This window comes from Modestobacter italicus (assembly GCF_019799965.1).
Lineage (GTDB): Bacteria > Actinomycetota > Actinomycetes > Mycobacteriales > Geodermatophilaceae > Modestobacter > Modestobacter italicus_A.
Genome location: NZ_JABGCJ010000003.1, coordinates 431,640 through 443,931, shown reverse-complemented (window position 1 = coordinate 443,931; position 12,292 = coordinate 431,640). Strand labels below are relative to the sequence as shown.

The following is a 12,292-nucleotide window of genomic DNA, read 5'->3' as shown; positions in this document are numbered from 1 at the left end:
GCGGCCGATGGAACTGGACCCGGACGCCGCGATCTCGGTGCGCGGGCTGGTCAAGCGCTACGGCGACCGCAACGCCGTCGACGGCCTGGACCTCGACATCCGGCGCGGGGAGATCTTCGCCCTGCTCGGCCCCAACGGCGCCGGCAAGACCACCACCGTCGAGGTGCTCGAGGGCTACCGGCAGCGGGACGGTGGCGACGTGCGGGTGCTCGGCGTCGACCCGGCGGACGGCGGACGGAGCTGGAAGGCCGACCTGGGCATCGTGCTGCAGTCCGGCGCCGGGGACAGCCAGCTGACCTGCCTGGAGCTGCTGCGCGCCCAGGCCGCGTACTACCCCGACCCGCGCGACCCGGCCGAGGTGCTGGAGCTGGTCGGCCTCACCGAGAAGGCCGGCTCCCGGGGCCGCACCCTCTCCGGTGGGCAGCGTCGCCGGCTGGACGTCGCCCTGGGCATCGTCGGCCGCCCCCGGCTGCTCTTCCTCGACGAGCCGACCACCGGCTTCGACCCGGAGGCCCGCCGCCAGTTCTGGTCGCTGATCCGCTCGCTGCGGGACCTGGGCACCACCATGCTGCTCACCACGCACTACCTGGACGAGGCCGAGGAGCTGGCCGACCGGGTCGGGGTCATCACCCGCGGCCGGCTGGTCGAGGTGGCCGTCCCGTCCGCGCTGGGTGGCCGCGGGCAGGCGCCCGCGGTGGTCTCCTGGAGCGAGGACGGCGCCCGGCGCACCGCCGAGACCGCCACCCCGACCGCCTTCGTCGCCGCGCTCGCCGCCCGGTTCCCCGGGGAGGTGCCCGACCTCGCGGTCGCCCGGCCCACCCTGGAGGACGTCTACCTGCGCATGATCGGAGACCCGGCATGACCGCCGTCACCGTGCGCCCGCTCCCGTCGATCGCCCGGGTCTGCCGGACCCGGGCCGGGGTGGAGCTCAAGGAGTTCTTCCGGCAGCGCGAGTCCGTCGTCTTCACGCTGTTCTTCCCGGTGATCCTGCTGCTGGTGTTCGGCGCCGTGCTGGACTACGACCTGGGCAGCGGGGTCAGCTTCACCCAGTACTTCATGGCCGGGGTGATCGCGGCCGGCATCCTCGGCGCGAGCCTGCAGAACATGGCGATCGGCATCGCCACCGAGCGCAGCGACGGCACGCTCAAGGGGCTGGCCGGCACGCCCATGCCCAAGAGCGCCTACTTCGTCGGCAAGGTCGTGCAGGTCTTCGTCGTCACGGTGGCGATCGTGGCCATCCTGCTGGCGATCGGCGCGGTGTTCTACGACATCGACCTGCCCTCGGGCCCCGGCTGGCTGACCTTCGCCTGGGTCGCGGCCCTGGGCTCGGCGGCCTGCACGCTGCTGGGCATCGCCATCTCGAGCCTGGCCCGCAACGGCCGCTCGGCCTCGGCGACCGTCACCCCGGTGGCGCTCGTCCTGCAGTTCATCTCCGGGGTGTTCTTCCAGTTCAGCGAGGTGCCGACCTGGCTGCAGACGGTCGCCGCGGTGTTCCCGCTCAAGTGGATGGCGCAGGGGCTGCGCTCGGTCTTCCTGCCCGACGCCCTGGCCGCCCAGGAGCCCGCCGGCAGCTGGGAGCTGGGCCGGGTCGCGCTGGTGCTGGCCGCCTGGTGCGTGATCGGCCTGCTGCTGTGCGTCCGCACCTTCCGCTGGCAGGACCGCGTCGACCGCTGAGCAGCCGCCGCGGACCGCGCCGGTAGCGTGCGGGGATGCCCGCCGCGCCTCTGGACGTCGAGACCCTCGCCCGCGCGCCGAAGGTGCTGCTGCACGACCACCTGGACGGCGGGCTGCGGCCGCAGACGGTCCTCGAGCTGGCCGAGGAGGCCGGGTACCGGCAGCTGCCGGCCGACGAGCCGGCGGCGCTGGGGCGCTGGTTCCGGGAGTCCGCCGACTCCGGGTCGCTGGTCCGCTACCTGGAGACGTTCGCGCACACGGTGGGGGTGATGCAGCGGCCGGAGGCGGTGCAGCGGGTGGCCCGGGAGTGCGCGCTGGACCTCGCCGCCGACGGCGTCGTCTACGCCGAGGTGCGGATGGCGCCGGAGCTGCTCGCCGCCGGCGGGATGTCGCTGGACGACGTCGTCGAGGCGATGCTCGACGGCTACGCCCAGGGCACCCGGGAGGCCGCGGCCGCCGGCCACCCGATCGTCGTCGGCACGCTGCTGTGCGCGATGCGCCAGGCCGACCGCTGGGTCGAGGTGGCCGAGCAGGTGGTGCGCCACCGGGACGCCGGGGTGGTCGGCTTCGACCTGGCCGGGCCGGAGGACGGCTTCCCGCCGGACCGCATCCCGGCCGCCATCGAGCTGCTCGACCGGGCCGAGGCGCACCGCACGATCCACGCCGGTGAGGCCGCCGGCATCGCCTCCATCCGCGCCGCGCTGGACGGCGCCGGGGCCGAGCGGCTGGGCCACGGGGTGCGGATCGCCGACGAGGTGCCGGTCGACGGGCCGCTGGGGGAGCTGGCCGAGCGGGTGCGCGACGAGCAGGTGGTGCTGGAGGTCGCACCGTCGTCCAACGTGCAGACCGGCGCCTACCCCTCGCTCGCCGGCCACCCCGTCGACCGGCTGCACCGGGCCGGCTTCGCCGTGACGCTGAACACCGACAACCGGCTGATGAGCGGGGTGTCGGCGACCAGCGAGGTCACCGACGTGGTGCGCGCCTTCGGGTGGACCTGGGACGACGTGCAGACGGTGACCGAGCGGGCACTGCGGGCCGGCTTCGCCGACGATGCGGTGCGGGCCCGGATCGCCACCGAGGTCGTCCGCCCGGCCTACGACGCCCTCCGCGCCGGCCGCTGAGCCACCCGGGCGAGCGGTTGGAGGACTCCTTGCCCCCCACCGCTCGCAGGCTCGCGGCGGGTCCCCGCACGTGGGCCTGACCACTCGGGAATCAATCCGGGCGCGGCGCTGCTAACCTGATCGTGCCGGCGCGTGCCGGTCATCCTCCCGGACGGTCCTGTCCGGGCACAGCGCATCCGTGCAGATCACGCGTCACAGAAGACGGCCGCGATCACCAGTGTGGACGCCGGGACCCCCGGCGATCAGCATCATCACGGGACGCGCACCGATCTGTATCGGAGTTCCCGCTTGTCCTCGTTCGACTCTGTCGACACCCAGAACACCCAGAACGACCAGGACGCCGCGGTCGCGACCGCCGTCCTCGACACGCCCGCAGCCGAGGCCCCCGCGGTCGAGGTCGCTCCCGAGCCCACCGGCCCGACCTTCGCCCAGCTGGGCCTGCCCCAGCCGCTGGTGACCGCGCTCGAGCGCAAGGGCATTCGCCACCCGTTCGCCATCCAGACCTCCGCCCTGCCGGACGCCCTCGCCGGGCGCGACGTGCTCGGCAAGGCCGCCACCGGCTCGGGGAAGACGCTGGCCTTCGGCCTGCCGCTGCTCTCCCGTCTCGGTGCCGAGCCGGGTCAGGGTCGCCGCGCACCGCGCGGGCTCATCCTGGTCCCGACCCGCGAGCTGGCCCAGCAGGTGCACGACAACCTGGCCCCTCTCGGCCAGTCGATCGGCGTCCAGCTGGCCGCGGTCTACGGCGGCGCCTCGATGTACCGCCAGATCCAGCAGCTCCGCCGCGGCGTGGACGTGCTCATCGCCACCCCCGGTCGCCTGCAGGACCTGATCAACCAGGGCGAGACCACGCTGTCCGAGGTCGTCGTCTCGGTGATCGACGAGGCGGACTTCATGTCCGACCTCGGCTTCCTCCCGGTGGTCAAGGAGCTGCTCGACCAGACCCGGAACGACGGCCAGCGGCTGCTGTTCTCGGCCACCCTGGACGGCGAGGTCGACACCCTGGTCCGCCGCTACCTCAAGGACCCGGCCCGGCACGAGGTCGTCAAGGCCGAGGACAACGGCCCCAAGGCCGAGCACCTGGCCTACAGCGTGTCCTTCCCGGACAAGCTGAAGGTCACCGAGGCGATGGCCGCCCGTCCGGGCCGGATCATCATCTTCGTGCGCACCCAGCACGGCGCCGACCGGCTGGCCGACAACCTGAAGCACGTCGGCATCAACGCCGAGCCCATCCACGGTGGGCTGCCGCAGGCGGCCCGCCGTCGGGCGCTGGAGGCGTTCACCGACGCCCGCAGCCCGGTGCTGGTGGCCACCGACGTCGCCGCGCGTGGCATCCACGTCGACGACGTCTCGCTGGTCCTGCACTACGACCCGCCGGCAGACCACAAGACCTACCTGCACCGCTCCGGCCGCACCGCGCGCGCCGGTGCCGCGGGTGTCGTGGTCTCCCTGCTGCTGCCCGACCAGGTGGGTCAGTCCAAGCGACGCTTCCGCCAGGCCAAGGTCGACCCGCAGGTCACCCGGATCCGTCCGGGCGACGCCGCGATCGCCGACCTCGTCGCCGGTGGCACGTTCGTCGAGCCGATCGTCCGGCCGGTGCGCGAGTCGCGCCGTCCGGCCGGCGGCGCGGGCGGGCGTCGTCCCTCCGGTGAGCGTCCCGGCGGCTACCGCGGTGGCCCGCGCCGTCCCTCCGGCGACCGCGAGCGCACGTACGGAGACCGCCCCTCGGGCGAGCGCTCCTACGGCGATCGGGATCGCAGTGCCGGTGGCCGCCCCTCCGGCGACCGCGACCGCTCGTACGGAGACCGCCCCTCGGGCGAGCGCTCCTACGGCGATCGGGATCGTTCCGGTGGCGGCGACCGGCGCACCGGTGGCTACCGCGGCTCGAGCGAGGGGCACCGCTCCGGCGGCCGGCCCCCGCGCCCGGCCCGCTCGTACTGAGGTCCCACCCGTCCTGACGGACGGGTGAGCAACGGCAACGGCCGGCTCCCGCACTGCGGGGGCCGGCCGTTGCCGTTGGTCACGCTGCCCCGTGCGAGCGCCGGGGCAGCGGGACCGCTCGTCAGTGGGTGACGTCGCTGCGGAAGACCAGACAGGTGCCGACGTCCTCGACCACGTCGTCCCAGGCGGCGGCGAGCGCCGGCGCCTCCTCGGCGGCCAGCGGGGCGGTCGGCTCGGACTCGCCACGCGCGACGGCCCGGCCCAGCGCCGCGGCGGGGCCCAGCAGCTGCTGCACCCGGGGCAGCCCGGCGTACTCGGCGAGGTCCAACACACCCTCGGCGGGCTGCACCAGCGCCTGGTGCGTGGCCAGCCCGCCCGCGCCGCGGGCGACCTCGGCGAGCACCTCGGTGAGCGCGGTCAGGTCGTAGCGGTCCTGGTCGGCGGGCAGCGGCAGGGTGTCGGTGTCGGCGACCTCGGGCCAGGAGGCGATCTCGGTGAGGTCGTGCGGCTCGTCGCCGGCGCAGAAGCGGGCCAGGTCGACCGGCGTGGGGAAGACGAACACCTGCCCCTCGCGGCCCAGGAACCGGGCGCGGTCCTCGACGTAGCAGCGCAGGGTGAGCCCCGAGCCCCCGGGGACGACGACCTCGACCGGCAGGATGCCGACCGCCTCCCAGAACTCCTGGGCCGCGGCGACCGCGGCGGGGCTGGCGGTCAGCCGGCTGCTGCCGTGCACGGCGCGCACCCCGGCGGTGGCCGCCTGGGCCGGCGCTGCCGCGGTGGAGCCGGCGGCCGGTCGCGCCACCGGGGCGTCGTCGTCCTCGTCGTCGTCCTCGGCGAGGTCGTCGAGGTCCTCGGGCTCGGCGGCGCGGGCCTCGGCCTCCTCGGCGGCCGACGGGTAGGCGTCCCCGGAGACGGTGCCGGCGCCGGTCCAGTCCAGGTGCTCGTCGAGCTCCTCGAGGACGTCCTCCCACAGCTCGTCGATCGCGGTGCCCAGCCGTGCCCAGCTCTCCTCACCGGTCCGGCCCAGGAACGCGTCGATGCCCAGGCCGAGGGCGGCGACCTCCGGCTTGGCGACCAGTTCGGCGACCGCCTCGAAGCCGGTCTCGTCGTCGTCCTCGTCGTCCTCGTCGTCCTCGTCGTCACCGGCGGTGTCGCAGCACTCGGCCAGCCGCCCCACCATGTCGACCACCGCGGCGAGCTCGTCGACCGCCCAGCGGTCGGGGTTCTCGGCGACCACGTCGTAGACGCCGTCGAGGTCGAAGCGGTGGTCCTCGTCCGGGGTGAGGTCGGCGGCGCCCAGCGTCGACACCACCGGCCAGACCGGGTGGTCGACCAGGTCGTGGTCGGTGGCGGTGCGGCAGAACGCGGCCAGCGCGGCGGGGGAGGGGAACAGGTGCACGACGGCCATCGGCCCGGGAGCCTCGGGGTCGTCGTCGTTGATGTCGGCCGGCAGGTCGACGGTGCTGCCGAGGAACGCCTGCCACTCCTCGCCGTCCTCCTCCCACGGCGGCGCCCAGAGCGTGTAGCCCGTGCGGTCGTCGAGGGTCAGGGCGATGGGGACGATGCTGGGCCTGGACACCCGTCCATCCTGCCCGGTGGGGCGGTGTCCCCGCAGGCCGGTATGACTGTGGCCGGTCCGGTTCCGCTACACGCCGATCGGGTGCCAGACGCTCTTGGTCTCCAGGAACGGGCGCAGCCGAGAGAGGCCCGGGTCGGCCGACCAGTCCGGCTCGTCGGCCGGCGCGCGCAGCACGCGCTTGACCGTGCCCGCGGCGGACCGCTCCAGCTCCATCGCCAGCGGCGCCGGGGCGCCGGCCAGGTCGATCGCGTCGACGTCGGCGTGCTCGGCCAGCCACGGGCCGATCTCCGCGGCGTCCCCGGTGAGCAGGTTGACCACCCCGCCCGGGACGTCGGAGGTGGCCAGCACCTCGCCGAGGGTGATCGCCGGCAGCGGGCGCTCCTTGGAGCTGACCACCACGGCGGTGTTGCCCGCGGCCAGCACCGGGGCCAGCACGCTGACCAGGCCGAGCAGACTCGACCGCTGCGGGGCCAGGACGGCGACCACGCCGGTGGGCTCGGGCACCGAGAAGCCGAAGTAGGGCCCGGCGACGGGGTTCGTGCTGCCCAGCACCGCGGCGAGCTTGTCGGTCCACCCGGCGTACCAGACCCACCGGTCGATCGCGGCGTCCACCGCGGCGCGTGCCCGGCCGGTGGACAGCCCCTCGCCGGCGGCCACCTCCTCGGTGAACTGGGCGGCGCGGCCCTCCATCACCTCGGCGACCCGGTAGAGCACCTGGCCACGGTTGTAGGCGGTGGCACCCGACCACTTCGCGAACGCGCCGCGGGCGGCGACCACGGCGTCCCGGCCGTCCTTGCGGGAGGCCCAGGCGGCGTTGGCCACGAAGTGCCCCTTGGCGTCGTGCACCTCGTAGGTGCGCCCGGACTCCGAGCGGGGGAACGCCCCGCCCAGGTAGAGCTTGTAGGTCTTGCGCACCGGCAGCCGGTCGCTCATCAGGAGTCGCTCCTCAGGTAGGCGGCCAGCCCCTGCCGGCCGCCCTCGCGGCCGTAGCCGGACTGCTTGTAGCCGCCGAACGGCGAGGTCGGGTCGAACTCGTTGAAGGTGTTGGCCCAGACCACGCCGGCGCGCAGCTGGTCGGTGACCTGCAGGATCCGGGAGCCCTTCTCCGACCAGATGCCGGCGGACAGCCCGTAGGTGGTGTTGTTGGCCTTCGCGACCGCCTCGTCCGGCGTCCGGAAGGTCATCACCGACAGCACCGGGCCGAACACCTCGTCCCGGGCGATCCGGTGGGCGGGGGAGACGTCGGTGAAGACGGTCGGCTTGAACCAGAAGCCGCGGTCGGGCAGGTCGCCCTCGGGCTGCCAGCAGGTGGCCCCCTCGGTCTCCCCGTACGCGGCCAGCTCGCGGATCCGCTCCAGCTGCGCGTGGGAGTTGATCGCACCCAGGTCGGTGTTCTTGTCCATCGGGTCACCGACCCGCAGGGTGCCGATCCGCCGCTGCAGCGCGGCCACGACGTCGTCGTGCACCGACTCCTGCACCAGCAGCCGGGAGCCTGCGCAGCAGACGTGGCCCTGGTTGAAGAAGATGCCGCGGACGATGCCCTCGACGGCCTGGTCCACGGGTGCGTCGTCGAAGACGATGTTCGCCGCCTTGCCACCCAGCTCCAGGGTCAGCCGCTTCTCGGTGCCGGCGACCGCGCGGGCGATCGAGCGGCCCACCTCGGTCGAGCCGGTGAAGGCCACCTTGTCCACGTCCGGGTGGCTGATCACCGCGCGGCCGGTCTCGCCGGCGCCGGTCACGATGTTCACCACACCCGGGGGCAGGTCGGCCTGCTGGCAGACCTCGGCGAACAGCAGCGCGGTCAGCGGCGTGGTCTCGGCCGGCTTGAGGACGACGGTGTTGCCGGTGGCCAGCGCCGGGGCGACCTTCCACGCCAGCATCAGCAACGGGAAGTTCCACGGGATGACCTGACCGGCCACACCCAGTGGGCGCGGGGCCGGGCCGAGGCCCGCGTGCTCGAGCTTGTCGGCCCAGCCTGCGTGGTAGAAGAAGTGCGCCGCGGCCAGCGGGACGTCGACGTCCCGGCTCTCCCGGATCGGCTTGCCGTTGTCCAGCGTCTCCAGGACGGCGAACTCCCGGGCCCGCTCCTGCAGCAGCCGGGCGATGCGGAACAGGTACTTGCCGCGGTCGGCCGGGCGCATCGGGCCCCAGGTCTTGACGAATGCCCGGCGTGCGGCGCGCACGGCACGGTCGACGTCGGCGTCGGTGCCGACGGCGACCTCGCTGAGCACCTCCTCGGTGGCCGGGTTGACCGTCTTCAGCGGTGTGCCGGTGCCGTCGGTGAACTCACCGTCGACGAACAGCCCGTAGCTGGGGCGGATGTCGACGATCGACCGTGACTCGGGGGCGGGCGCGTACTCGAACATGGTCATCAGTCGACGCTCACGTGGTCGGGGCCGGAGTAGTGGCCGGTGCGGAGCTTCTGGCGCTGCAGGAGCAGGTCGTTGAGCAGGCTGGAGGCGCCGAAGCGGAACCAGTCGGGGGTCAGCCAGTCGGCCCCGGCGGTCTCGTTGACCAGCACCAGGTGCTTGACGGCGTCCTTCGTCGTCCGGATGCCGCCGGCGGGCTTGACGCCGACCTGGCGGCCGGTGGCGGCGCGGAAGTCGCGCACGGCCTCCAGCATCACCAGGCAGACCGGCAGGGTGGCGGCGGGGGAGACCTTGCCGGTGGAGGTCTTGATGAAGTCGCCACCGGCCAGCATCGCCAGCCAGGAGGCGCGGCGGACGGCGTCGAGGGTGACCAGCTCGCCGGTCTCCAGGATCACCTTGAGGTGGGCCGGCCCGCAGGCCTCCTTCACCGCGACGATCTCCTCGAACACGTCGAGGTAGCGGCCGGTCAGGAACGCGCCACGGTCGATGACCATGTCGATCTCGTCGGCGCCGTCCGCGACGGCGTCCCGGACGTCGGCGAGCTTGACCTCGCGGCTGGCCCGGCCGCTGGGGAACGCGGTGGCCACCGCGGCGACGTTGATCCCGGTGCCGGCCAGCGCCTCCTTGGCCACGCCGGCCAGGTCGCCGTAGACGCAGACCGCGGCGACCGCGGGGCAGCTCGGGTCCTCCGGGTCGGGGCGGCGGGCCTTCGCGGCCAGGCTGCGCACCTTGCCCGGGGTGTCCGAGCCCTCCAGCGTGGTCAGGTCGACCATCGAGATGGCCGTGTCGATCGCCCAGGCCTTCGCGGTGCTCTTGATCGACCGGGTGCCCAGCTGGGTCACCCGGGCCTGAGCGCCGACCTGGTCGACGCCGGGCAGGCCGTGCAGGAAGGCACGGAAGGCGTCGTTCGAGCGGGTCACGTCGGCGAACGGGTCCGGCAGGGCGCCGGTGAGGCTGCCTCCGCCGGTCAGCGCGCTCGGGTCCAGCACGTGGGTCATGCGCCGCATTCTCCACTGCAACGCCGGGACGTCGGCTCCCGCCCGCCCCCGTCGGCCCGACGGTGCACTCCTGGTCGCCGCTGACCGGCGCGGGTGCACCCGAGGCCGCCGTCCGGCTCCGCTCCTGACCGGTCGACGGCGGCCGTTACCGTGTGCGCCGTGCAGCTGACCGTCGTCGACCACCCGATCGCCCGCGCCCGCCTGTCGCGGATGCGCGACGAGCGCACCGACAACGCCGCCTTCCGGGCCGCGTTGCGGGAGCTCACCCAGATGCTGGTCTACGAGGCCAGCCGCGATCTCGCGGTCGCCGAGGAGCCGATCACCACGCCGGTCACCGAGACCACCGGCTACCGGCTGGCCGCGCCGCCGCTGATCGTGCCGGTGCTGCGCGCCGGCCTGGGCATGGCCGACACCGCTCACGGCATGCTGCCGGAGTCGCAGATGGGCTTCGTCGGGCTGGCCCGCAACGAGGTCACCTTCCAGCCAGAGGCCTACATGGCCTCGCTGCCCGAGTCGCTCGTCGGCCGCCAGGTGTTCGTGCTGGACCCGATGCTGGCCACCGGCGGCTCGCTGGTGCACTGCTGCACGCTGCTCACCGACCGCGGCTGTACCGACATCACCGTGCTCTGCGCACTCGCCGCCCCGGAGGGGCTGCAGCGGCTGGAGGAGAGCGGGCTGCCGCTGCGGGTGTTCACCGCCAGCATCGACGAGCGGCTCAACGAGAACGCCTACATCGTGCCGGGCCTGGGCGACGCCGGTGACCGCCAGTTCGGCGCCGTCTGACATGCGGTTCGCAGTGCTGGGCACCGGCCACTGGGCGACCGAGGTGCACGCCACCTCCCTGGCCGGACACCCGGACGCCGAGCTGGTCGGCGTGTGGGGCCGGGACCTGGCCAAGGCCAAGGCGGCCGGGGCGCAGTTCGACGTCCCGGGCACCGACGACGTCGACGCGCTGCTGGCCGACGTCGACGCGGTGAGCTTCGCGCTGCCGCCGGACGTGCAGGCACCGCTGGCCGAGCGCGCCGCCGCGGCCGGCAAGCACCTGCTGCTGGAGAAGCCGGTCGCGCTGTCGATCGAGGCCGCCGACCGGGTGGTCGCCGCCGTCGAGACCGCCGGCGTCGCCTCGGTCGTGTTCTTCACCAACCGCTTCCGGACGGCGACCTCCACCTGGCTCGAGCAGGCCGGCCGCACCACCCTGGCCGGCGGCGCGGTCACCTGGCTGGGCCGGCTGGCCGGCGGGCCGTTCGACACCCCGTGGCGGCGGCAGCACGGCGCGCTGTGGGACGTCGGCCCGCACGCGCTGTCGCTGCTCGTCCCGGCGCTCGGGCCGGTCACCGCGGTGCAGGCCGGCGCCGGGCAGGGCGACACGGTGCACCTGGTGCTCACCCACCCCGCGGGCCGGGCGAGCACGGTGACCGTCTCGGCCACCGTGGCCGAGCTGGCCACCGGGATCGACACCTGGGTGCACGGGGACGCCGGCCGGCTGGTGCTGCTGCCCGAGTCCGGCACCGCGGTCGAGGCGCACGCGGTGGCCGTGGACGAGTTGCAGGCGGCCGCGCTCACCGGTGGGGCGCACCCCTGCGACGCCGCGTTCGGCCGGGACGTCGTCCGGGTGCTGGACGCCGCGCAGCGGTCGCTGCGCTCCGGCTGCCGGGAGACCGTCGCGGGATGACCGGCCGCGGAGGGCTGCTCGGCTGGTACGTGCCCACCGGGCGGATCCGGCGCAGCGAGTGGTGGGTCCGGTACGTGCTGCTGATCGCCCTGCTCGGGCTGATGGCCTCGGCCGTGGACGCGCAGTGGTTCCCGGGCACCTTCCCGCGCTTCGAGGACCGGGAAGGTGCCCTCGACGTCGCCGACGTCCTCTGGTTCTTCCCCGACCAGGGCGGCCCGGTCACCGCGGTCGTCGCGCTGGCGCTGGTCGTGCCGAACGTCGCCGGCCTGGTCACCCGGCTGCACGACCGGGACCACTCGGCCTGGTGGCTGCTGTGGCTCCTGCTGGGTCCGCTCGGCGTGCTGGTGCTGTTCGTCACCGCCGGCCTGCTCGGCACCCAGCCCCAGCCCAACCGGTACGGGCCGCCTCCTCGCTGACCCGTGCCTGCGCCAGGCACACTGGTGGGGTGAGCTTCTGGCAGTGGTACGTGCGCCGCGGGCGCATCGACCGGCGCACCTGGTGGCTGCAGTACGCCCTGCCGCTGGCGCTGCTCAGCGTGCTGGCCCTGTTCGCCGACGTGGCCCTGGGCAACAGCGACGTCGAGCGGATCGCCACCGGGCAGACCGGCTACGGCCCGCTCGTCACGGCCACGGGCCTGCTGACCCTGCCGGCGTCGATCTCCGGTGGGGTCACCCGGCTGCACGACCGCGGGATGGCCGCCTGGTGGCTGCTGATCGGGCTGGTGCCGCTGGTCGGCCCGGTGGCCCTGCTCGTGCTCACCGGCTTCCTGCGCGGGGACGGCGGCCCGAACCGCTACGGCCCCGCCCCGGGCACGACGGTGGCGCCGACCGGAGGGGACCAGACCCCCGCACCACGGCCGCACTCCCTGCCGCCGGCTGCCCCGCCCGGGCCGCCGGCCCCGCCGCCGTCCGCGCCGCCCTACTGGGGCTGACCGGTCGCGT

Annotated in this window: 12 protein-coding genes; 8 read left to right on the top strand and 4 right to left on the bottom strand. The window is 74.4% G+C overall.

From position 1 onward, the window contains the following. Nucleotides 1-7 precede the first annotated feature (7 nt). The 4 genes from HLA93_RS09660 to HLA93_RS09645 all read left to right on the top strand — a co-directional run bounded on the left by HLA93_RS09660 (nucleotide 8) and on the right by HLA93_RS09645 (nucleotide 4,733). A complete protein-coding gene (locus HLA93_RS09660) occupies nucleotides 8-862 on the top strand; it encodes an ABC transporter ATP-binding protein (RefSeq protein ID WP_222194165.1) in 855 nt (284 codons plus the stop codon). Continuing rightward, entirely contained in the window at nucleotides 859-1,674 is an 816-nt protein-coding gene (locus HLA93_RS09655) for an ABC transporter permease (protein ID WP_222194164.1), read from the top strand. Before HLA93_RS09660 ends, HLA93_RS09655 begins: the two co-directional genes overlap by 4 nt. Nucleotides 1,675-1,709: 35 nt before the next feature. Then, on the top strand, nucleotides 1,710-2,795 hold the full coding sequence (locus tag HLA93_RS09650) for an adenosine deaminase (RefSeq protein ID WP_222194163.1): 1,086 nt from the start codon (nucleotides 1,710-1,712) through the stop codon (nucleotides 2,793-2,795). A gap of 288 nt (nucleotides 2,796-3,083) precedes the next feature. Then, nucleotides 3,084-4,733: a DEAD/DEAH box helicase gene (locus tag HLA93_RS09645; RefSeq protein ID WP_246626153.1), complete on the top strand. Its 1,650-nt coding sequence runs from the start codon at nucleotides 3,084-3,086 to the stop codon at nucleotides 4,731-4,733. A gap of 121 nt (nucleotides 4,734-4,854) precedes the next feature. On the opposite strand, the gene HLA93_RS09640 is transcribed toward HLA93_RS09645, so the two are convergent. The 4 genes from HLA93_RS09640 to deoC form a co-directional block, all read right to left on the bottom strand. Beyond that, on the bottom strand, nucleotides 4,855-6,312 hold the full coding sequence (locus HLA93_RS09640) for a hypothetical protein (RefSeq protein WP_222194162.1): 1,458 nt from the start codon (nucleotides 6,310-6,312) through the stop codon (nucleotides 4,855-4,857). A 66-nt stretch (nucleotides 6,313-6,378) separates the two neighbouring features. Further along, a complete protein-coding gene (locus tag HLA93_RS09635) occupies nucleotides 6,379-7,245 on the bottom strand; it encodes an aldehyde dehydrogenase family protein (protein WP_222194161.1) in 867 nt (288 codons plus the stop codon). Then, on the bottom strand, nucleotides 7,245-8,684 hold the full coding sequence (locus tag HLA93_RS09630) for an aldehyde dehydrogenase family protein (RefSeq protein WP_222194160.1): 1,440 nt from the start codon (nucleotides 8,682-8,684) through the stop codon (nucleotides 7,245-7,247). Before HLA93_RS09630 ends, HLA93_RS09635 begins: the two co-directional genes overlap by 1 nt. Beyond that, nucleotides 8,684-9,679: a deoxyribose-phosphate aldolase gene (deoC, locus tag HLA93_RS09625; protein WP_246626152.1), complete on the bottom strand. Its 996-nt coding sequence runs from the start codon at nucleotides 9,677-9,679 to the stop codon at nucleotides 8,684-8,686. Before deoC ends, HLA93_RS09630 begins: the two co-directional genes overlap by 1 nt. A 159-nt stretch (nucleotides 9,680-9,838) precedes the next feature. Here deoC and upp point away from each other — a divergent pair, with 159 nt between their 5' ends. The 4 genes from upp to HLA93_RS09605 are packed head-to-tail and all read left to right on the top strand — an operon-like array spanning nucleotide 9,839 to nucleotide 12,282. Continuing rightward, on the top strand, nucleotides 9,839-10,462 hold the full coding sequence (upp, locus tag HLA93_RS09620; protein WP_222194158.1) for a uracil phosphoribosyltransferase: 624 nt from the start codon (nucleotides 9,839-9,841) through the stop codon (nucleotides 10,460-10,462). Between the two features lies 1 nt (nucleotide 10,463). Further along, the gene (locus tag HLA93_RS09615; RefSeq protein ID WP_222194157.1) at nucleotides 10,464-11,351 is read left to right on the top strand and encodes a Gfo/Idh/MocA family protein; all 888 of its coding nucleotides are present in this window, start codon (nucleotides 10,464-10,466) and stop codon (nucleotides 11,349-11,351) included. Then, a complete protein-coding gene (locus HLA93_RS09610; RefSeq protein ID WP_222194156.1) occupies nucleotides 11,348-11,767 on the top strand; it encodes a DUF805 domain-containing protein in 420 nt (139 codons plus the stop codon). The genes HLA93_RS09615 and HLA93_RS09610 overlap by 4 nt, the downstream gene beginning before the upstream one ends. 29 nt (nucleotides 11,768-11,796) lie before the next feature. Beyond that, nucleotides 11,797-12,282: a DUF805 domain-containing protein gene (locus HLA93_RS09605; RefSeq protein WP_222194155.1), complete on the top strand. Its 486-nt coding sequence runs from the start codon at nucleotides 11,797-11,799 to the stop codon at nucleotides 12,280-12,282. The last annotated feature ends 10 nt before the right edge of the window (nucleotides 12,283-12,292 follow it).